We start from the raw sequence: 20,861 nt of genomic DNA on the forward strand, positions 1-20,861 counted from the left end.
AAAAATACCGAATTATGAACAGATTCGGGACCATAGACCCAGTGTTGAGGCGGTTATATCCGCTGAGCGCAAACAAGCGCGCCGAGCGACTTCCGTCGCCTGGCGCGCCCTGTGCATTCATGGCCGCTTCGTTGCCGTCCGTTACGCCTGCGCCGCAGCCTCCACCGGCCGGATCGTGTACTTGTCCGCGCGGCCGCTTCTGGCCTTGAACAGGAGCCAGGTTGCGGCGGCGAATACCGCCGCGTAGACGGCGAGCAGCAGAAGCTGCTGCGCGATCTGCAACGCGGAGGACCCGGCCAGCGCCAGGCGAAGCGCCTTGATCGCATGCGTCATCGGCATCCAGTCGCCGATCGCCTGCAGCCAATCCGGCAGCATGACGGCCGGATAAGTGCCTTCGCTTGAGGCAAGCTGCAGCGTCAGCAGGACGACCGCGAGGAAGCGGCCGACCGTATCCGCCAGCGTGACGAAGAACTGCACGATCGTCATGAACGTGAGGCCGATCGCGGCGCTGATCGCGTAGAAGAGCGGCACGCTGGGCACCTCAAGGCCGATGCCCCAGATCAGCACCGCATCGACGAGCGCCGCCTGCAGCAGGACGACCGGCACGAACAGGACAAGCTTGGAGAGATACCATCTCCAGCCGCTGCGCACCTTGCCCGCCGCATCCCTCAGCGGCAGGATGACCGTCGACATCAGCACGCCGACGTACAGGCCGAGCGACAGGAAGTACGGCGCCATGCCCGTGCCGTAGTTCGGAATGTCGGCCAGCTTGCTCTCCGCGAGCGAGACGGGCTCCGCGAACATCGCGGCCTGCCGGTCGTTCCCGCCGAGCGACGAAGCCTCCTGCGACGCCTCGCCCAGCTTGCCGGCCAGCTCCGTCGAGCCGCCTGCGAGCTGCGAGATGCCCTCCGTCAGCTTCTCGGAGCCTGCGGACAGCGAGGACGAGCCTTCGCTTACCGTAAGCAAGCCGCTTCCGGCCTGCTTCAACCCGCTGCGAAGCGATTCGGCGCCGGACAGCACCTGCTGCATTCCCGCAGACAGCGAATCCGCCCCCGCCTTGGCTTCCGCGAGCTTCCCGCCGAGCGTTCCCGCCCCCGACGCCAGCGAATCGGCGCCGCCAGCAAGCTGCTCCGCTCCCGCCGCCAAGCTCGCCTGACCGGCGCTCAGCTCCTGCGCGCCCGACGCAACCGCCGCGACGCCGTCGCGCGCTTGCCCCGCCCCGCTCGCCACCGCCTCCGCCGCGGCGAGCAGCCGCTGCAGCGCCGGATCGTCCGCCAGCTCGGCGTGCGCCGCCGCGTACTGCTTCAGGCCGGCGGCCAGGTCGCCGGCCCCGCTGGCGACCTGCTCGCTGCCCTGCACCGCGCTCGCGGCTCCGCTCGCCAGCTCCTTGCCGCTTGCGGCGAGCTTCTCCGCGCCGCCCGCGACGCTTGCCGCCGCAGTCGCCGCCTGCTCCGCTCCGGCTTGCAGCTCGCCGGCTCCGGAGACGAGCGCGCCGAGCCCGCCGGCGAGCGACTCGCTGCCCTTCGCGGCGGCGCCAGCGCCGGACGCAAGCTGTTCCGAGCCGGACGCAAGCTTCGCCACGCCCTGCTCCAGGCTCTCGGCTCCGCCGGTCAGCTTCGCCAGATTGTCGCGAAGCTGCTGCGCGCCGTCTTCGGCCGCCTTCGCCCCGTCGGCGAGCTTCTCCGCGCCGTCCGCCGCGTCGCCGAAGCCGGAAGCCGCATTGCCGATCGCGGCGAACACCGTCTCGGCGTAGGCCTTCGTCACCTCGGCGGACACCTTCTCCTTCAGGCTCTCCGCCGCCTTCGCCCCGATCGTCGACGTCAAGTAGTTGTAGCCGTCGTCGACATAGTAGCTAAGCTGCGCAGCTTCCGGGCTCTCGTCCGCGAGCGTCGTCGTCTTCTCCGAGAAGTTGTCCGGAATGACGAACACAAGCGAATACTTGTGATCCTCCAGCCCTTGCATCGCCTGATCCCGGTCCGCAACCTGCCAGTCGAAGTCGTCGTTCTCCTGCAGCTCGCGGACCAGGTCGTCGCCGACGTGCAGCGCCTTGCCGTCCATCTCCGCGCCCTGGTCCTCGTTCACCACCGCGACCGGCATATCGCCGAGGCGGCCGTACGGGTCCCAGAACGCCCCGATCAGCATCCCGCTGTACAGCAGCGGAATGACGATCAGCCCGACGATGGACAGCATCGCCATCCGGCTTCCGCGCAGCCTCCTCAGCTCGCCGCGTACGACCCCGGATTCCCTCGCGGCGCTTTTTCTTTTGTTCCCCAGCACATTGTTCATTCCGAACATCCCTTTCTCGCGGCTCTCTCAGCACCTGCTTAGTACGAAGTGACCATTTTCCCCATTCGGTCAATTCACTTCAAAAAAAAAGGCTCAGCGATTAGCCAACCCTTCAAAACAATAGAAGCGGAAGCTCTCCAGAATCTGTTCCTTGCTCAGCGCCTCGTGCAGATGATTCCCATCCGCCGTCAACGCCAGATACATCTTCAGCATCATGTAGGCGGTCAGCTCCGGCGAGCAGGAGCGAATCTCCCCCTTGTCCGACGCCGCCTTCACGTGAAGGGCGACATACCCGATGATCGCCTTCTCCACCTTCTCGAGGCCGTCCTTGGCCATCGGCGTTCCGATATCGCGCACCTCCTGCGACAGCTTCACCGCCAGCGCATGGCGAGCCCGGTAATCGGACACCCTATGGAGCACATTCATCAGATTGTCGGCGAACGGCAGCTTCGCATCCAGCGTCTCGTCAGCGACCTGCTTAAGCTCCCGGATCAGGCCGGTCATAATCTCCTCGAACAGCTCTTCCTTGTTGGCGTAGAATGTGTAGATCGTTCCCTTGCCCACCTGCGCGAGCTTGGCCACCTGATCCATCGTCGTTCCCTTATAGCCGAACGTCTCGAACGAACGCGCCGCGGCATCCACTACCTGCCGGCGACGATCCGGCTGCTTCTTCTCCGCGATGATCTCCACCCCGCTAACCGGCTAAATTCCAAACTGACCAAAATAACAAAATGGTCAATTCGTTCTCGAACCCTAGATTAGCACATCGCCGTCCCGAGCGCAACCCTTTCCTTCCGTTCGCGTCCCTCTATTGTCCGGGCAAATTTTATTGTTATTTTTATGTTAATTTCAGAGATTGTTCAGAATAAACCATTATACTAGGCTAAGAAAAACCGTCCGGGAAAATCGCCCAAGCGATGCTTCCCTCCCTGGTCCGATGACTTTGGCGGTTTTATATGAATTTTCACATTCGTTGGCGCGGATTTGGGCGAATCGCGGCGTTTTATGCGATTTTTAGCATACATCCAGCACCGCGCACCGGATTTTCCGCCATGAATGTGATTTTTCGCATACAATCGTCCAACTCGTCGTTATCGGGCCCCGCCAATGTGATTTTTCGCATATAATTGCGCCCCGCCGCGGCACCGGAGGCTGCACCGGCTTCATCGCCAGCTCCATTGTCAGTCCATCGCCAGCTCCATCGCCGGCTTCATCCTTCAGCGAGGCGAGGGATGTCGGCCCCTTGGCAGACCGGCGGGAACGGGAAACTTTATATTGGAGATTTATTTATAGATAGAGTTTGGAGGTATCCGTCCATGAGCATCTCGAGAAGACACGAACCGTTCCGCTATGAGTTCCAGCCCCCCCTGCCCTGCCTGATCCAACTGTACGAGGTGAACAACGCCAGGCTGGACAGCAAGCAGGGGCAAGCTCGGCTTCTCGACCTCAGCCCCAACGGCTGCAAGCTGGACACTCCGCTTAACTTCCGGGTCAACCAGAACGAGTGCAAGGTCGTTCTCAGCTTCGATCTGATCGGTCCGCTGGCCATCCGAGGCTCGATCCTCTGGCAGGACCAGAAGGCTCACACCTCCCATTACGGCATCCAGTTCGAAGAGGACCACCAGAAGGAGATCACCGATGAGCTCAAGCACTATGCGAAAAAACACCGAGAGGAGCTCGCCGGCCAAGAGAGTTAAACGATAGTATCGCGAAGAGAAGGGGCAGCCTCCAGGTCGTCGACTTGGAGACTGCCCCTCTTCCTTATGCGCTCCGGCGGTCCCGCCGGCCCGCCCGCTAGCCTCGCAGCTTGCCGAGCGCCTCCGCGAAGTCGTCCGGGAGCGGCGCCCGGGCCGACAGGCTCTCGCCCGTCCACGGGTGGCGCCAGATCAGCCGCTCCCCGTGCAGCGCCTGCCGCGCGATAAGCCCCCGCTTGCCGCCGTACATGCCGTCGCCGGCGAGCGGATGGCCGATCGCGGACAGATGAACGCGGATCTGATGCGTTCGTCCCGTCTCCAGGCGGAGCCGCACGAGCGTATGATCCACGAACCGTTCCACGACCTCGTAGTGGGTCACGGCCGGATCGCCCGTCTCGCTCACCCTTCGCTTCGTGGAATGATGGCGGTCCTGGCCGATCGGCTTGTTGATCGTGCCGCGATCCTTCTCCAGCACTCCCTCCGCCAGCGCCAGGTACACCCTCTCGATGCTCTTCTCCCTCATCGCCTTGTCGTATTCGTAATGGGCGAACTCGTTCTTCGCGTACAGAACCGGCCCCGTCGTCTCCTTGTCGATGCGGTGAATGTGGCGAATGCGAACCTGCTGGTTCGTCATCTCGTAGTAGGACGCCACCGCATGAGCCAGCGTGCGGCGCTGCCCGTGCTCGCTCGGGTGCACCTCGATGCCGGACGGCTTGTTCACGACGAGCGTGAAGTCGTCCTCGTACAGCACATTAAGCTCCATCCAATCCGGCGGAAAATCAATCGCCTCCGCAGGGAACAGCTTCAGCCGCAGCGTCGTTCCTTGCGCGAGCACTCCCTTGGCCTGGATCAGCTTGTTCGCCAGCTTCGGCGCGATCGGCGTCATCTGCAGCAGCTTCTGCGGCGCAGCCCCGGCGAGCGCTTCCGGCAAGCGGATATCGATCCATTCGCCCTTCCGGCGGCCGAGCTTCGGCGGCTCCGCGTATGAGCGGACAAGCTCGCGGTCGCTCATCGTCCGGGGCGCCGTCTTGCGAGCATCCGTTTTGCGAGTGTCCGTTTTGCGAGCATCGCCGGGCCGCTGGCCGTCTCTTCTCGAAGGGACGTCTCTCCGATCGCCGCCGTCCTTCCGACTACCCCGTTGTCCGCCGCTCCCTCCGCTTCTGCCGCTTCTTGCTCCTCCGGACATTTTCCCCCGATTGCTTCCTTCGCGTCCGCTTCCTCTCATTGCCGATCCTCTCCGTTCTCCAGCTTCGCCCCACAATATAAGGGATCGCGTCGACGTTGTCAAATGGCGTGTCTTGTCGTTCGCCGGGCCTTCGCGCTGTCGGATGTCGCCTTCCATATTACGATTTGTTTACAAATGAGTTTTTCGATGAAATCTTGCATTTATCCGCAAATTAACACCGTATCCACTTCTCGGAGAACATGGTAATTTGATGACAGAGGGAGATTCCTTCTATATAAAATGACAGGAGGATGGACGATGGACACGAACGAAGAAGTAGTTGCTCAAGAAGTTCTGGAAGCGGATGCACAATCCGAGTCCGAAGCGGTAGAGGAAGCCGTAGACCAAGCGGAAGCGGTCGAAGCGGCAGAAGAGGCAGCCGACGAGCCGGTTGCGGAAGCGCAAGCCGAAGAAGCGGAAGCCGTTGCCGAAGAGAGCGCGGAAGCGAGCTCCGAAGAGGCGGCGGAAGCGGCTCTGGAGGACCAAGCGGAAGAACCGGCAGCCAGCGCGGCGGACGAGCAATCGGATGAAGCCGATGCGCAAGCCGAAGCGGCTCTGGACTGATTCTTCTTACCATACAGAAGGGAGCCCGCGGCAGGCTCCCTTTTCTATTGCGGTCATCTTACCCCTTCAGCCGACTGCGCAGCATCCAGCTTCGCTCCTTGCGCCTCATATACTTGGGCAGCGTGCGGTAAATCGTCCGGCACTCGCGGAACGCTTCCTTCGCCTCTTCCTTCCTGCCCATTCTCTCGCAGACGAGCCCGAGCCGGTAGTAGGCTTCGCAGGACGACGAATGAATCGACCTGAACTCCCCGAGATAGTCGGCCGCCTTCTGCGGATTCGATTCGGCATACGCCTCTCCCAGCCTCAGGTACGGAATGCCGTACTTCACGCGCGGACTGATGTCCAGCGCCTTGAGCAGCGCCCGCTCCCCCTCCTGCAGACGGCCGGCCCCCAGCTCGCTGAGCCCGAGATCGCTCCAATACTCGGCCGAATGCTCCATCTGCGACTCGATTCCGAGCAGGATGTCCCTTGCGTCCCGGTACCTTTTGCCCTCGAGGTACAGCCTCGCAAGCTCCGACTTCGCCGACACGTCGTGCGGATTCAGTTGGATCTGCCGCCGCTGCTTCGCGATCGCGCTCCTTCTCCGGAAGGGCCTCAGCAGGCTCGGCGACAGGCCGATAAATCTGCGCTCCAGGAAGTAGAGAATAACCAGAATAACGATAATGGCCAGAATCGGGTTGCCCAGCAGCCACCAGAGCAGCCCGAATAGGACGAACAGCTTCACTTCTCCTCCTCCTTCCCACCCTTGGAAGAAATCCCCTGAGACGTTGCTGATCCCATGATACCACATTGGCGGCGGCGCAGCGCCCCCCTTATCCCCTTCCGTCAGGAACCCGGCGGCCTGACCCGGCGGGTTGCGGTCGCCTCCAGCGGATCGTCGGGCCAGTAATGCTTCGGATAACGGCCTTTGAGATCCTTGCGGACCTCGAAGTAGGCGTTCGACCAGAAGCTCGCCAGGTCCCTCGTCACCTGAACGGGCCGCTGCGCCGGGGACAGCAGGTGCACCGTCAGCGGAACCCGGCCACCCGCGATGCGCGGCGTGTCCGGCAGGCCGAACATCTCCTGCAGGCGAACCGCGATGAACGGCGCCTTCGGGTCCGAATAATCGACCGCGATGCGGGAGCCGCTCGGCACCGCGATATGCGTCGGCGCTTCCCGGTCGAGCCGCGAACGCTGCTCCCAGCTCAGCGACGACTCCAGCGCCTGCGCCACGTTGACCCGCTGCAGGTCGGCCCTGCTCTTCATGCCTCCCAGGTACGGAGCGAGCCAATCCTCAAGCGTATCCAGCAGCGCGGCGTCGGACCAGTCCGGCCAAGCGGAATCCGCCCCCGCGAGGAAGATGCCGCGCTCCTGAAGCTGACGGGCGGAGCGGCTCCACGGGAGCATGGCGAGCCCCTCCTGGCGAAGCCCCTGAAGGAGCGCCTCCGCGACCTTCTCGGCGGACGGCTTCGCCAGAGGGCGCTCGGAGAGCACGATCGCGCCGAGCAGGCGGCTCTCCCGCGCCCGGACGGCCTGGGCCTCGGCGTCCCAGCGCACGGTCTCTTCCCGGCGGATCAAGGAGGCGAAGTGCCGCTCCAGATCCGCCGCTTCCAGGGACGCGGCAAGCTGCGCGCGCCCCTCCTGCCCTTGGTCGTCGAGCTCCGCGACGACCACGTATTCCGCTTGGGCGAGGAGTTGCCCCGCGGGCAGCTCGGCTCCGCGGCCGATGCTGAGCGTGTAGCGGCCGGGCCCCCGGCGGCGGCCGATGCGGTCCGGGTACGCGAAGCCGAGCAGAATGCCCGCGGCACCGCCCTCCTCCGACGCAGCCCCCGCAGTCCCCTCAGTCCCCGCAGTTCCCGCAGCCCTCACAGCCCTCGCCGTTCCCGCAGTCCCCGCAGCCTCCTTGCCGCCGCCCGCCCCCGCTTCGCCGCAAGCGACCGCCGAGCGAGCAAGCTCCGCCGCTTCGGCAAGCAGCCGCTCGCGCACGCGCTCGTCGACGTGCGCGCCTCCATGGCGAAGCGCCTTGAGCCGCAGCGCAATATCGACGTCGCGCCGCTGCTCGCCGCGAAGCAGGTCGCGCTCCCCGAGCAGCGCCGCAAGCCGGCCCGCTTCTTCCGCCAAGCCAAGCGGAACCGAGCGGAGCAGCATGTGCGCCAGTCTCGGATGCACGCCAAGGCGCGCCATGCGCTCCCCGTGCGGAGACAGGCCGCCCTTCTCCGTCAGCGCGCCGAGCTCCGTCAGCAGCTCCCTCGCCTGCTGATAGGCCGCCGCCGGCGGCGGATCGAGCCAAGCCAGCTCTTGCGGGTTCTCCACTCCCCAGACGGCGAGATCAAGCGCCAGACTCGCCAGGTCCGCGGCGACAATCTCCGGCGTTCCGGCCGGCGCCAGGTACCGGTTCTCCTCCTCCGTCCACAGCCGATAACAGACTCCCGGAGCGAGCCGTCCTGCGCGCCCCCTTCTCTGATCGGCCGAAGCCAGCGACACCGGAATCGTCTCGAGCCGCGCCATGCCGGTTCTCGGCGAGAACCGGGGAACCCGCATGAGACCGGCGTCGACGACGATCGTCACCCCTTCCACCGTCAGGCTCGATTCCGCCACCGCGGTGCTGAGCACCACCTTGCGCCTCCCCGGCGCGCTCGGCGCAAGCGCCCGGTCCTGCGCCTCCTGCGGCAGGCTCCCGTGAAGCGGCGCCACGTCCACCGCTTTGCCGGCCAGCGCCGGGCGCAGCCTTGCCTCGACGCGCCGAATCTCCCCCGCCCCCGGCAGGAAAACAAGCACGTCGCCCGCCGACTGCTCCGACAGCGCCCTGAGAACGAAGGCGGTCGTCTCCGCCTCGGTGGCCCCTTGGGTTTTCTCCGGTGCGTACCTCGTCTCCACGGGATACATCCGGCCTTCGCTCCGCACGACCGGCGCCCCGCCCAGCAGACTCGCCACCGGCTCCGCCTCCAGCGTCGCCGACATGACCGCAATCCGCAGCTCCTCCCGGAACAGCGCCCGGCATTGCAGCGCCAGCGCAAGCCCGAGATCCGCCTGCAGGCTGCGTTCATGATACTCGTCGAAGATGACGAGGCCGGCCTCTTCAAGCGACGGGTCGCTCTGAAGCATTCTCGTCAGCACGCCCTCCGTCACAACCTCGATTCTTGTCCGCGGGCCGACCCTCGTATCCATCCGGACGCGGTAGCCGACCGTCTCCCCGACCTTCTCTCCCAAGGTGGAGGCCATATATCGGGCGGCGTTGCGAGCCGCGAGCTTCCTCGGTTCCAGCATGATGATCTTGCTCCCGGCGAGCCAAGGCTCCTCCAGCAGCGCAATCGGCACCCGGGTCGTCTTGCCCGCTCCGGGCTCCGCCACCAGCACCGCGCTTCCGTGCTTCTCCAGCGCTTCCTTCAGTTCCGGAATCGCCTGCTCGACCGGCATTCGTGCCGTCATTGCGTCTCCCCCTTGCTCCCCCTGCTACTGCTATTCACCTTATTACAAGTTCGGGGGATCGGGCAAGCCTCCTCTTCTCGGGGATGTCGGAGCAACCAACCAGTATATGGAAATTCGTCGTATGTACTCTCTACTATTCCAGCAAGGGTGCCTTATCCCTGCTGTTCAGGCCCTCTCATAAATTTCCAATAATTAGGATTCTGATTAGAGGGGATAAGGCACCCTTTGCGAAAAAGGATAACGGCGATAATGAGGCACCGCGGCGAAACATACGGGTGGGGGGTATCCATCTTAGCGGATGTCCAGCACGGAGCTCCAATAGAACTGCTCGTAGAACGCCGGGGCCATGTCCAGCTTCGGAATCCAGACGGAGGAACGCCGGGCGTCACCATTGCCCAGCAGCACGCGGCTGTCCGACTTGCGGTCGGAGCGAACCCAGGCGAGACGGCCGGACGGCATGGCGGGTATGGCGGGTATGGCGACAGGATCGTAATCGCCGTAGGACGAGGCCCGCGGCGTCAAGACGCTCTGACGCCGGTCGCGCAGACCGACCCGGGCGAGGAACGGGAACGGACGCTTCGCCGGGTCTGCCGTCCATTCCGACTCGACCGACCTGGAGACGACGATTCGGTCGTCGCCCTCCCAGGAGAAGTCGCGGTCCGCGTAGCCGTCCGGCGTGTAGACGGAAGACTGGAACGAAGGGACATGGACAATCGTCAGCCGCTTGTTCGATGTCGACTCCCGCCCCTCTCCCGCAATGAATGCAAGCGCAGCGTGGCCCGGCGCCCAGCCGAACCAGGCCTCGTTGCGGACCATGCGGCCGACGCGCCGGAATGTCCCGCCGTCCGCCGACAGCACGCAGAGCGAATTGGAGTCGGCCGACATGGACGCGGTCGGCACCGCCTGGAAGGCGACCCAGCGGCCGTCGGAGGACCACTTGAAGCGGCCTGTGCCGACGGCGAAGTCGCTGCCCGTGGCGGAGGGGATCGCGTACAGCGGGCGAAGCCGGTCGGGATGGGCCAGCGTTACGGTCGAGATGCGGATGGGAGCCCACTCGTCCTCCAGGTGCGCCGGGACGGAGGAGACGATGAAGCCGCTCCCGTCGGGCAGCCAGCCGTAATTGCCGACTCCGTCGATCGCGCCCGCTGTGTTCGAGCCCGCCACCTGGACCGAGTCCGCGGCGACCGTCAGCCAGCGCAGCCGGGTCTCCTCCTGGTAGGCAAGCCGGCTCCCGGCAGGGGACCACTGAAAGTTGCTTCCTCCGCTCGCGGATATTCGCTTCTCTTCTCCCCCTTCTTTGCCGATCAGCCATAGCTCTTCGCCTCCGGGTTCGCCCTTCGCGAACGCGATCCAGCGGCCGTCTGCCGACCACCTCGGATTGCGAGCGTTCGGTCCCCGTGCCAGAAGCTTCTCCTTGCTTCCGTCTGCCCGCCACAGGTTCCCGTCCCGAACGAATGCCGCCTCCGGCTCCTCCACCCGCGGGGACGACGGCGAAGAAGCGGCGGCGGCCGTCGGTTCTATTCCCCTTGCGAACAACGGAAGAAGCGGCACAACCAACACCAATACAAGCGACAATTGCAGCCATGCGGCCAACGGCAGGTGTGTTCTTCTCAACGGCGGATCTTCCCTTCGATCGATGGTTGTCCCGTTACGATTGCCTGAAGCTGGCGGCTCCATACAATCCCGAACGCACCAAGATTAAGCTCAGAGGTTGAGCAAGCTGCCCTGTACCCTATACAATAAGAAGCATATTGGCTAAGGAGGATGTTCCCATGCGACGAATCATCAGCATGTTCGGGTTTACGGAGGAGCAGGAGAGAAGCATACGGGACGCCGCGCCGGGGTGGGACGTCGTGTTCGGCAAGCCTCAGGAGATTGCCCCGGAGACGTTCCGGGATGCGGAGATTGTATGCGGCTGGCATCCGGTCGTCGCCGAGCACGGCGGACTGGAAGCGGGCGCGAAGCTGAAGTGGGTGCAGGCGGGCTCCGCCGGGGTGGACAATCTGCCACTGGACCGATTGGAGGAACGCGGGGTTGCGGTGACGACGGCAAGCGGCGTGCATCCGACCCAGATGGCGGAGACGGCGTTCGCGATGCTGCTCGCGTTCACCCGGAGCGTTCATCACGCGATCCGCAACCAGGTTGCCGGCAAGTGGGATCGCTCGGCGAATTACACGGAGCTCGGCGGCAAGACGATGGCCGTGATCGGCGCGGGGCAGATCGGGAGCGAGATTGCCAGATTGGCGCAAGCGTTCGGGATGAGCACGATCGGCGTTCGGCGCAGCGGGAAGGAAGCTCCCTCCTTCAACCGCGTCGTTACGCTGGACAAGCTGGATGAAGTGCTCGGGGAGAGCGATGTCGTCGTCAACATTCTGCCGGGCACGGACGAGACGTTCCGGCTATTCGACTCGCGCGTGTTCGAGCTCATGAAGAACGACGCTCTGTTCCTTAACCTCGGCCGAGGCCCTTCCGTCGACACCGACGCGCTGACCGCAGCTCTGCAGAAGGGCACGATCGGCGGCGCCGGCTTGGACGTCTTCGATCCCGAGCCCCTTCCGGCAGGGCATCCCCTCTGGTCGCTCGACAATGTCATCATCACCCCGCACATCGGAGGAATGACGGACAAGTACAAGGAGCGGATGAAGGACCTCTTCGTGGAAAATTTAAAAGCTTACCTGGACAGAGGACACCCTGCGAGAAATCTCGTCGATTACGGGCAGCGATACTAAGCGGACAAGAAGAAGCGACCTGCGGGCGGCAACGCCTCGGGTCGCTTCTTTAACGGTTAGATCAGAAGAGCACAGTGAGTCGCGCTCCCCCGTGTTCGGCGATGTCGATCCGGTCCTCGCCGATCGTCGCAACGAAAGCCGGGCTCCCCGGGTCCTGCCGCCCTCCCGGCTCCCCGTACACCTCCGAGACGAGCCAATGAACACCCGGCTCGAGGCTGCCGCGCAGCGTCGGGATGACCGTTCGCGGATGCAGCACGTTCGTGTTCGGCTGCGCGTGAACGGCTTCCGCCCGCTCGAACCCGGCGTGCGAGACGATGGCGCTCGTGCCGAGCGCCCCCGAGGCGACCGCCTTCGCGCCTTCCGCGAGCGCAAGCGTGTCGTCCTGCAGCCCCAGTGCGAAGCCGCCCTCCGCCACGTCGAGCGGGCGCGCGCTGTCGATCCGGTGAATGCGCAGATGGCGCGGCAAGCCCGCGACGATCCAGGTGCGCACCTCCACGTCGGCCCACGGCTTCCACCGGGAATAGAGCAGCCGCCCGTCGATCCGGGTCTCTTCGTTGCAGCGGCGGACGCGGAACAGGTTATCCCGTTCGCTCAGGGCGAGCGTCGAGTCGAACGCGCCCTGCGCCACGCCCCACTCCGCCTTCGGGACGCTGAACCCGAAGGCGGTCGAGTACGCGAACTTCTCGTACTTGGCCGAGGTGTGCGCGTGCTCGTTCGTGCCGGCGTGGCCCGCGTTGAAGGCGGCGACGTGGTCCGTCTCCTTCCGCCGGACAAGCACGAGGTCGGCCGGCTTCTGGACGGACAAGGCGTCCAGGTCCGGCAGCGGAAGCTCCTCCGCGCTCCAGAACGGATGGTCCTTCGCAAGCGCGAGCGGCAGGAAGGTTTTCAGCGCCCAGTAGGGGGAACCCGGCGAGTTGTACTGCTCGGCGATGACGAGGCTCGGGTAGCGGTAGCCGATCGTCAGCACGCCGGCGGCATCGAAGATCGGCTGCCGGAACCACCAGCGGAGATGCCGCAGCACGATCCCCTTCACGACGCCGGCCGGGATGGCGTTCGCGCCCGAATCCGCTCCGGCGTCCGCGTAGGCGTAAGCGCTCCAGAAGGCAGCCTGGGCGAATCGGTACGCCATGCTTCGCCCGTAGGGAAGCGCGGAGCCGTCGTCCGCGAACCAATGAATGAAGGAGCGGGCGAACAGCGCCGACCGTTCCCGGAACCGGGCCGCCCGCTCCGGGTCCTCCTCCCTCATCAGCTTCGCATACAGCAGCCCGTAGTAGTGGATCGCGAACGGGCCGTAATAGTCGGCATGACCGCCGATCCCGTCCGTGAACCAGCCTTCCCCCGCGTAAAATTCGTCGATGCGGTTCAGGTTGCGAACCAACTGTTCCTTGTCGTACGGACGGCCGATCCGCCGGAAGCCGATGTTCACAAGCACCCGGAAAAACAGCCAGTTGCAATCCCACACCGGATGCCCATTGATCTGGTTCAGCCAGCGATAGAGCCGTTCCCGCTCCTCGTCGGACAACGGCTCCCAGATCTTCTCGGGAATTGTCGCCAGCGCGAAGCCGAACGACGCCATCTCGACAAGCCGCTGATCGTAATCGCGAATATCGCCCCAATATTCCTCGTGCTCCGGATTCGTGCCGCTGACGATGCCGCGCAGGCAGGTCGCCCACAGCTCGGAATCCCCTCCCCCAGCCAGAAGCGGAACCATCCCCCACAGCACGCGGGAGAATCCTTCCATCCCGGCGACGCTCGGCGAATAGCTCGTGCCGGTGTCCCCCAGCTCGATTCGCGCCGCCCCTTCGGAATAGAACGGCTGCAGCGGCAGGCTCAACTGGTCGAACGCAAGCCGGAGGTCGTCCCTCGTCCGGAGCGGATTGGTTCGTATCGGGTTCCTTGAATTCGGATGATCGGCGCTCTCCATGTTCCTACCACTCTCCCTGGCAACTGTTGCTTCCCGCGGTTGTTCTCCCCGTCCGGCGACTTCCGCGATTTTATATGATTTTTCACATTCATCGGCCTGGATGGAAGGCAATCGCGGTGTTTTATGCGATTTATCGCATACATCCGGCATTCCGAGCCGGAATTTGCTTCACGAATGCGATTTTTCGCATATAATCGTCCAAACTGCCCGTTATCGAGCCTCGCCAATGTGGATTTTCACATAAACTCCCGGCACCGGGCCCCGGCGTCATCGACGGCGGTATTATTGGGCTGTCCAGAAAATCGTCTTCGTCCCCCGAAGCCGGGCAAGCCCCTCGACGAAGAAAAAGTCCCCGTAGATGAGCGGCACATCGACGTTCTTCCCTTCCGGGTAGTGGCTCGTCCCGTGGAGGAGGAGTCCTTCCTGTCCGGGATTGTCCCAGTCGCCGTAGCTGCGGTACAGCGATTCGAGCATCGTCTCCGCCGCCTTCCGGAAGCTCTCCGCCTCGTCCCCGCCGGTCTGCTCCGCGAGCAGCAGCAGACCGCTGGCAGCACATGCGCCCGCCGAGGAGTCGCGATACTTCGTCACTCCCTCCGGCAGGCGGAAGTCCCAATGCGGCACGCTGTCGTCCGGCAGTTGCGCGAGGAAGAAGCGGGCGACGCGCACCGCCGCATCCAGGAACCGGCGCTCGCCCGTATGATGATAGGACAGCGCGAGGCCGTAGATCGCCCATGCGGTTCCGCGCGACCAGGCCGATTCCGGCGCATAGCCCTGTCCGCCGAGCGCCTCGACCTTCTCGCCGGTCTCCGAATCGAAGCGGACGATATGATAGACGGAGCCGTCGGGCCGGACGAAGCGGTCCAGCACCGTGTCCATATGGGCCATAGCGATATGGCGATACCTCGGATCGCCGCTTGTCTGCGACGCCCAATACAGCAACGGCATGTTCATGCAGCAATCGATGATCGCGATGCCGGAGTTGTCCTCGCCCTGCGACCACGGGTTCCAGGCCCGGATGTAGCGGCCCTTCAGGTTGAAGCGGCCCGCAAGGTAATTCGCCGCCTGCAGCGCGCGGCGGCGGGACTCCTCGCTGCCCGTCAGCCGGAAGGAGGCGACGCTTGTCAGCGTCCACATGAAGCCCAGGTCGTGATCGAGCTTCTCGTAGCGGTGGAGCACCTCGTCCAGCCGTTCCTCGCAGCCCTCCGCAAGCGTGCGGAAGCGCTCGTTGCCCGTGCCTTCGTACAATTGCCACAGCATGCCCGGCCAGAAGCCCGCCGTCCACCAATGCGGCGCTTCCAGCGTATAGACGCCGTTCACGCTGGCGTGCGGGAACCCGGTGCCGATTCGCTCGCCGATGCGGGCCGCCTTGTCGGCCGCCGCCCGCCACGCCTCCTCGACCCAGCTTGCCGTCTCCCTGCTCCGTTCGATGTCCACTTCGTCCCCTCCGTCTTCTCCAATCTCGGTGCTTCCGTCCCCGTCTGTTTAGCTCCCGATCCGCTCGAAGTCGAATTGCAGCTCGATCCGGAAACGGTCGCCGCAGCTCCGCTTCGCGAAGTCGAGCGCGTACCACGTCTCCTCGCGGCCCAGGTGGGCGCGATAGGTTCGCTTCTCCGAGCTGACGGCAAGCTCGCTCGGATCGTACGAGATGCGCAGCGCGAAGCCTTCCTCGCCGCGCAGCAGCACGCTGCCGCCCGCAAGCTCGGGGGCGATCCGCGTTACGATCCGCTCCGCCGCGCTCTCCGGCGCCGCGGAGAACGCGTACTCGTCCGTCAAGGTGAGCGACGGAAGCTCCGCCTTCCGCCAGACGAAGCTCCGGACGAGCGAGGTCAGCGCCTCCTGCCGATAGGCGGCGCTCATCTCGATCGCGAATCGCGCCTCCTCCTCGCCGCAGACGGCCTCGAGCACACGTGCGGCGCTCTCGCGCCCGGCAAGCTGCCCGGCCCCGTTCACGATCGGGACCGCATGGCCCTGCGAGCCGTTGCAGTCGTACTCGTAACGGCCGGCGCCGAAGTAATCGGACGTATATTCCCCGCTGCCGAGGTCGGAGACGAACGTCTCCCGCCCGGCGAGCAGGATAAACTGTCCGATGTCGTTATGGTTGTGGGGCTCGTCGTTATGCCCCCCCTTCGCGGCGAAGCCGAACGTCCCGGCGTCCGTGCGCTGCCGGGACACAAGCCAGCCGGCGTCCTCCAGGCAATAGTCGGCCGCCGCCCAGTCCGAGCCGCTCCGCCGGGGCTCGGCCCAGAGGAAGCCGCGCAGGACAGGCGCCCAGCGGCTGCAATGATCCTCCGTGTACGCCGCGCGCAGCTCGGCCGGCGGGCGCTCCGCGTCCGGATACCGCCCCGCGAGATAATGCATCAGCCCCAGAGGCGCCTTCTTGCGGGGAGACGAGTCGGAGAAGTTCACGCTCGCGTCCCCCGCCAGATAGCTCTTCTGCGGGAACAATGCGATCCGGTGCACCTTCTCCGGTCCGAACAGATCGGCCCGGCCTCCCGTCTTGCGGTGCAGCAGATCGGCGAAGTAACAATAGTAACCGAAGCCGTAGATCCAGTAATTGATTCCTTCCAGGCAGGCTCCGTCCTCTCCGAAGCCCGACAGGTAGCATTCCGCACTCCCGATCGCCTTCTCGATGACGATCGGCAGACGCTCGTCGTCCCCGGCCATCGTCAGGATGGCGGCGCCGGCGATCGAACCCGCGCAGACGGCCGACCAGTTGTGCGTGTACGTCTCCCAATGGAAGCCCGGCCCCTCCAGGTACGGGCGGAAGATGCGCCCTTCCAGCTCCGTGCGAATCCGGTCCCGAATCATCGGAGGCAGCCGGTCCCCGAACAGCACCGCCAGCTCGCTGAGCGTAAAGCCCGTCTCCGCCGCGAACAGATCGACATGCTCGCGCACATTCGTCTCGGGCGCATGGGCAGGCACGCTCCATGTCGCCTCCTCGCAGATCGTCCAGATCTCGTCCGCGAGCTTCTCCGCGTATTCCTGCCGCTCCGGCTCGAACAAGGCGAGCAGCGCGAACGTGTTCAACCGCCGTCTCCGCTCGAAGTAGGCGCTCTCGTATTCGCGCCGCGTTCCCTTCGTCCGGAATATCATGAAGAGCGAATACGGCAGCGCCGGGGAAGGCTCATCCTTCAGCCGCTCGTACTCGGCCCGAACCTCGTCGATCATCTCCGCATAATCGGGAGAAGCGGCAAGCTGCCGCCAATAGGTCTCCCGCTCCTCCTCCGGAATGCCGTAGAGGGCAAGCCCGGACACGCTCGCCCCGGCGATCGCCCGGCGCAGTTCCTCGCCTTGCGGCACATGCTTCGCCAGCAGCCCTGTCGGGTTCTCTTGCTGCTCCGTTGTCGTCTCTGCCTCTCTCATCCTCGGGTTCTCTCCTTTTCGGACTCTTGATCATTAGGCGGCAAGCTTCGCTCCTGCCCGCTGCCCAAGCCCGCCATCTACGATTGTATAGAACTTCGCGGACGAGTCACACCAGGATTTTTTCCACTTTTTCCGGTTATTTTGTGCTCCGCAAGCTCCCCTACCCCCGGTACTCCGCCGGCGTGACGCCCGCGTGTCCCTTGAACGTCTTGATGAAGTAGCTCTGGTTGTCGTAGCCGAGCATCTCGCAGATCTCCCCGACGGTGCGGGACGTCTGGTCGAGCAGCTCCTTCGCCCGCTCCATCTTCATCCGGGTCACGTATTCGATGAACGTGATGCCGACCTCCTTCTTGAACAGCCGGCTGAAGTAGCTGGCGTTCAGGTGCAACTGCTCCGCCACCTCGTCGAGCCCGATCCGGCGGCCGAGGTTCAAGCTGACGAACCGGCACGCCTCCGCCACCTCCGAGCGTCGGCTTGAGGCGGCTCCCGCTCCTCTCGTCTCGAGGATTCCTTCCAGATGGCCGACGAGCCAATTGCGCAGGTCGACAAGCGAATCGATGTCGACGATCTCCTTGTGCAGCGTATCGGCCGTGTAGCTGGAACGGATCGTGTGAAGCGCCGGCTGCAGGGAATGCAGCTTCAGCTTCAGGTCGAGCAGCAGCTTCAGCACCCAGTCCTTCACCGTCTCCCGCGGATACTCCTTCTGCCGGATGTAGCGAATCCAGCCGTCGACCGCCTCGTTCGCCGCCTTCGGCTCCTTGCCGGCCAGAATGTCGCGCAACTGCCGGCTCGCCTCCTCATAGCGCTCGAACAGATCCTCGTCCGCCGCCCCCGGCGGCTCCTTCCGCTTCGCGACTTCCCCCTCCAGCAGATAGAAGCGCTGGTCCTCGCGATGGGCGAGCTCGCCGAGCTCCTGCTTCAGCGCCTCCGGCGTCCGGCAGCCCGTGCCGACGATAAACGACATGCGCAGCTTCAGCACCTGGAGCAGCGTCGTCTGCACCTTGTTCAGCACTCCGGCCGCCTGCTCGTAGATGTTCGTCTTCAGGCTCGGCCTGTAGGAGAACAAAATAAACGAGCGCCGGACGCCGTAGCCGACATGCTGCACCCTCGGCTCCATCCCTTCGAGCACCTCGTCGAGCACATTGCCGATTGCGAACCGCAGCGTCTGCTCCGACGTGAAGCGGGGCTTCGCCTGCCGGTAGCCCTCCAGGCAGCCGATGACGGGCAGGCACGCCTCTCCCTCGAGCAGCAGGCCGATGCTTCGCGCCTCCCGCCGCCACTGCTCCGGGGACAGCAGCGGCTGCTCGACGAAGTCCTTCAGCGCCTTCTCCTTGCGCAGCCCCTTCGTCTCCGTCTCCAGCAGCCTCAGCCGCGTCTGCTCCCAATTCGTCTGCTTCTCCTCGTCGAGGCTGGCCCGGAACAGGGCAAGCTGCTTCTCGAGGTCCGCCGGATCGAGCGCATCCTTCAGGTAATACTCCTGCACGTTCATCCGCATCGCCTGTCGGGCGTATTGGAACTCGTCGTGGCAGCTCAGAATCACGATTCGCAGCGACGGATTCCGCTCCTTCATCCGCGCGATCAGCTCCAGGCCGTCCAGCTCCGGCATGCCGATGTCGGTAATAAGAATGTCCGGCATGTCCTCCTGCGCCTGCTCCCAGGCGCTGCGCCCGTTCTCGTGCAGCCCCGTCACCCGCAGGCCGAGCCCCGGCCAATCGATCGCCTTCGAGAGGAGCTCAAGTACGGGGTAATCATCGTCCGCCAGCATCACTTTGTACATCGGAATTCTCCTCCTTCAACGGAATCGCAAGCGTAATGACCGTCCCTTCTCCGGGAGCGCTGCGGATGCCGATCCGGAAGCCGTCCCCGAACACCATCCGCATCCGTTCGGCGACGTTGTCCAGGCCGATGCCGGAGAAGCTTCCCGCTTCGCCGCCCTCCTTCGCGGGCTGTCGCGCTGCAGCCGCATCGAGCCGTTCGAGAATCGCCAGCCGCGTCTCCTCCTCCATGCCGGAGCCGTCGTCGGAGACGATCAGCTCCAGGCGGCCCGCGCCTCCCGGGCGGTCCGCTTGCCCCGGAGCGCCCGCCTCCAGCGAGGCGCGGATCGCGATCTCCCCGGCTCTCTGCTTAAGGCCGTGAATAAGGGCGTTCTCGACGATCGGCTGCAGGAAGAACCTCGGCACCTTGATCAGGAACGCCTCCAGCGGAACGTCGAGCCGGAGCGCCACCTCCTCCTTCTGCCGCAGATTCATCAGCTCCACGTAGCTCGCCACGAGATCGAGCTCCTCATGCAGGAAGATCTCGTCCTTCTCCTTGCTGATCGTCATCCGCAGCAGCTTCGACAGCGAGCTGATCATCTTCGCGCTGTCGGGATCGCCCCGCATCAGCACCTTCATCCGGATGGAATTGAGCACATTAAACAGGAAGTGGGGGTTGATCTGCGCCTGCAGCATCTTCAGCTCCGCCACCCGCTTGCGCGCCTGGGTCGCGGACACCTCCGCGATCATCTCCTTCACCCGGTCCATCATCTGGTCGAACAGGAAGCCCAGACGGCCGATCTCGTCCCGCCCGCGAATGCCGGAACGCACGTCGAGATTGCCTCTCTGCACCGCGCTCGTCGCCTTGCCGAGCCGGACGAGCGGCTTCGTGAACGCCCGGAGCAGCGCGAGCAGGAGCGCGAGGAAGGCGACGAACGAGACGATCTGCAGCAGGAACACTCGGTTAAAAATCGAGCTGATGTCGACGATAGCCTCCCGGTACGGCTGCACCGAGACAAGCTCCCAGTCCGTGAAGGCGATCGATTGCCGGGCGACGAGCTGCTTCTTCCCGTCGATCCGGTCGATCGACCACGCCTGCTCCGCGCCGTCGGGAGCGCGGTAGCCGGACAGCCGCCCGATCCGCTCCCGGTCGGTGCTGGATACGACCCGCCCCTCGCCGTCGATCATCTCCAGCTCCCGGCCCGAGTTCAGCTTGCCGAAGATGCCGCTGATCTGGTCCTCCATCATCGCCACGACGATATAGCCGTAGATGTCGGAGTTCTCCAGCCGCAGCGTCCGGGCGACCGAGATCTGATAAGGATGGTCCATCCTCTCGAGCGCGAAGCTTGTCGGCTCCGCTCCGGTCCAGTACGACTGGAAGCCGCGAAGCTTCTTGAGCTCCGGAAGCCAAGGCTCTTCAAGCAGCTTCTTCGGGTTGTAGTCGTCCACGGAATAATTGGTGAACGAGCGGCCGTTCGTCAGCAGGATGGTCACGAACGTCCTCGGGCCGAGACTGGTCAGCGTGTCGAGCTGATCGCGCACGCGACTCGCCTCCGTAAACTCCTCGTAGCTGTTCCAGCCGGGCTCCCCTTCGGCCGGAGCTTGCTTGAAGTAGGCGTTCAGGTCCGAGCTGACCTGAATGTAATTGGCGATATTCAGCATGTTCTTCAGAAGATTCGTCACCGAGCCGTTCACGAGCTGCATCGAATCCTGAGCGTTGGACACCGCCTGCTTCTTCACCGCTTCCTGCGTCAGGAAGTTGTAGGTCAACAGAGTCAGGAACGCGGGAACGAGAATGCAGACGACGGAAGCCATCATCAGCCGACTGCGGACTGAGCGGAACGACAACCACTCCCGGATGCGATGCAGCAAGCCGAATTCCTCCTGTCAAGCAAAAACGCCTTCGGCGTCCTC

14 protein-coding genes are annotated in these 20,861 nt (G+C 64.4%); 3 read left to right on the forward strand and 11 right to left on the reverse strand.

The features are described from left to right. Positions 1 to 141 precede the first annotated feature (141 nt). Both E6C55_RS23530 and E6C55_RS23535 read right to left on the reverse strand, forming a co-directional pair. Entirely contained in the window at positions 142 to 2,286 is a 2,145-nt protein-coding gene (locus E6C55_RS23530) for a YhgE/Pip family protein (RefSeq protein WP_168735840.1), read from the reverse strand. Between the two features lie 93 nt (positions 2,287 to 2,379). Further along, positions 2,380 to 2,976: a TetR/AcrR family transcriptional regulator gene (locus E6C55_RS23535; protein WP_407923762.1), complete on the reverse strand. Its 597-nt coding sequence runs from the start codon at positions 2,974 to 2,976 to the stop codon at positions 2,380 to 2,382. Positions 2,977 to 3,602: 626 nt separating this feature from the next. On the opposite strand from E6C55_RS23535, the gene E6C55_RS23540 reads away from it, so the two are divergent. Beyond that, positions 3,603 to 3,983, forward strand: a complete 381-nt coding sequence (locus E6C55_RS23540) for a PilZ domain-containing protein (protein WP_168735841.1) — start codon at positions 3,603 to 3,605, stop codon at positions 3,981 to 3,983. Positions 3,984 to 4,080: 97 nt separating this feature from the next. Here the strand turns inward: E6C55_RS23540 and E6C55_RS23545 are convergent, their stop codons facing one another. Then, on the reverse strand, positions 4,081 to 5,205 hold the full coding sequence (locus E6C55_RS23545) for an RluA family pseudouridine synthase (protein WP_230986823.1): 1,125 nt from the start codon (positions 5,203 to 5,205) through the stop codon (positions 4,081 to 4,083). Between the two features lie 258 nt (positions 5,206 to 5,463). Here E6C55_RS23545 and E6C55_RS23550 point away from each other — a divergent pair, with 258 nt between their 5' ends. Next, positions 5,464 to 5,769 (forward strand): hypothetical protein, encoded by a 306-nt coding sequence (locus E6C55_RS23550; protein ID WP_136372277.1) that lies wholly within the window; start codon positions 5,464 to 5,466, stop codon positions 5,767 to 5,769. Positions 5,770 to 5,827: 58 nt separating this feature from the next. Here the strand turns inward: E6C55_RS23550 and E6C55_RS23555 are convergent, their stop codons facing one another. The 3 genes from E6C55_RS23555 to E6C55_RS23565 form a co-directional block, all read right to left on the reverse strand. Then, entirely contained in the window at positions 5,828 to 6,493 is a 666-nt protein-coding gene (locus E6C55_RS23555) for a tetratricopeptide repeat protein (protein WP_136372278.1), read from the reverse strand. Between the two features lie 101 nt (positions 6,494 to 6,594). Next, complete coding sequence (gene hrpB, locus E6C55_RS23560; protein ID WP_136372279.1) at positions 6,595 to 9,177, reverse strand: ATP-dependent helicase HrpB; 2,583 nt, start codon at positions 9,175 to 9,177, stop codon at positions 6,595 to 6,597. A gap of 291 nt (positions 9,178 to 9,468) precedes the next feature. Then, a complete protein-coding gene (locus E6C55_RS23565; RefSeq protein ID WP_168735842.1) occupies positions 9,469 to 10,791 on the reverse strand; it encodes an alpha/beta hydrolase in 1,323 nt (440 codons plus the stop codon). A 158-nt stretch (positions 10,792 to 10,949) separates the two neighbouring features. Between E6C55_RS23565 and E6C55_RS23570 the strand changes: the two genes are divergently transcribed. Beyond that, positions 10,950 to 11,906, forward strand: coding sequence for a D-2-hydroxyacid dehydrogenase (locus E6C55_RS23570; RefSeq protein ID WP_136372281.1), 957 nt, complete (start codon positions 10,950 to 10,952; stop codon positions 11,904 to 11,906). A gap of 61 nt (positions 11,907 to 11,967) precedes the next feature. Here E6C55_RS23570 and E6C55_RS23575 read toward each other — a convergent pair whose 3' ends face one another. From E6C55_RS23575 to E6C55_RS23595, 5 genes are all read right to left on the reverse strand, one after another. Next, entirely contained in the window at positions 11,968 to 13,830 is a 1,863-nt protein-coding gene (locus tag E6C55_RS23575; protein WP_136372282.1) for a DUF2264 domain-containing protein, read from the reverse strand. 282 nt (positions 13,831 to 14,112) lie between these two features. After that, positions 14,113 to 15,258, reverse strand: a complete 1,146-nt coding sequence (locus tag E6C55_RS23580; protein ID WP_136372302.1) for a glycoside hydrolase family 88 protein — start codon at positions 15,256 to 15,258, stop codon at positions 14,113 to 14,115. A gap of 54 nt (positions 15,259 to 15,312) precedes the next feature. Continuing rightward, positions 15,313 to 17,193 (reverse strand): heparinase II/III domain-containing protein, encoded by a 1,881-nt coding sequence (locus tag E6C55_RS23585; RefSeq protein WP_136372283.1) that lies wholly within the window; start codon positions 17,191 to 17,193, stop codon positions 15,313 to 15,315. Positions 17,194 to 17,353: 160 nt separating this feature from the next. After that, positions 17,354 to 18,970 carry a response regulator transcription factor gene (locus E6C55_RS23590; protein ID WP_136372284.1) on the reverse strand — a complete coding sequence of 539 codons (1,617 nt, stop codon included), beginning with the start codon at positions 18,968 to 18,970 and terminating at the stop codon, positions 17,354 to 17,356. Further along, on the reverse strand, positions 18,942 to 20,819 hold the full coding sequence (locus tag E6C55_RS23595; protein WP_330999656.1) for a cache domain-containing sensor histidine kinase: 1,878 nt from the start codon (positions 20,817 to 20,819) through the stop codon (positions 18,942 to 18,944). Before E6C55_RS23595 ends, E6C55_RS23590 begins: the two co-directional genes overlap by 29 nt. Positions 20,820 to 20,861: the final 42 nt, after the last annotated feature.

Source organism: Cohnella fermenti (assembly GCF_004801405.1).
Taxonomy (GTDB): domain Bacteria; phylum Bacillota; class Bacilli; order Paenibacillales; family Paenibacillaceae; genus Cohnella; species Cohnella fermenti.

What these genes read in the sequence shown, in the direction of transcription:
- E6C55_RS23590 (WP_136372284.1), bottom strand. Translation starts at nt 18,970, where the DNA reads ATGTACAAAGTGATGCTGGCGGACGATGATTACCCCGTACTTGAGCTC.
- E6C55_RS23545 (WP_230986823.1), bottom strand. Translation starts at nt 5,205, where the DNA reads ATGAGAGGAAGCGGACGCGAAGGAAGCAATCGGGGGAAAATGTCCGGA.
- E6C55_RS23575 (WP_136372282.1), bottom strand. Translation starts at nt 13,830, where the DNA reads ATGGAGAGCGCCGATCATCCGAATTCAAGGAACCCGATACGAACCAAT.
- E6C55_RS23540 (WP_168735841.1), top strand. Translation starts at nt 3,603, where the DNA reads ATGAGCATCTCGAGAAGACACGAACCGTTCCGCTATGAGTTCCAGCCC.
- E6C55_RS23585 (WP_136372283.1), bottom strand. Translation starts at nt 17,193, where the DNA reads ATGAGAGAGGCAGAGACGACAACGGAGCAGCAAGAGAACCCGACAGGG.
- E6C55_RS23550 (WP_136372277.1), top strand. Translation starts at nt 5,464, where the DNA reads ATGGACACGAACGAAGAAGTAGTTGCTCAAGAAGTTCTGGAAGCGGAT.
- hrpB (WP_136372279.1), bottom strand. Translation starts at nt 9,177, where the DNA reads ATGACGGCACGAATGCCGGTCGAGCAGGCGATTCCGGAACTGAAGGAA.
- E6C55_RS23530 (WP_168735840.1), bottom strand. Translation starts at nt 2,286, where the DNA reads ATGAACAATGTGCTGGGGAACAAAAGAAAAAGCGCCGCGAGGGAATCC.
- E6C55_RS23570 (WP_136372281.1), top strand. Translation starts at nt 10,950, where the DNA reads ATGCGACGAATCATCAGCATGTTCGGGTTTACGGAGGAGCAGGAGAGA.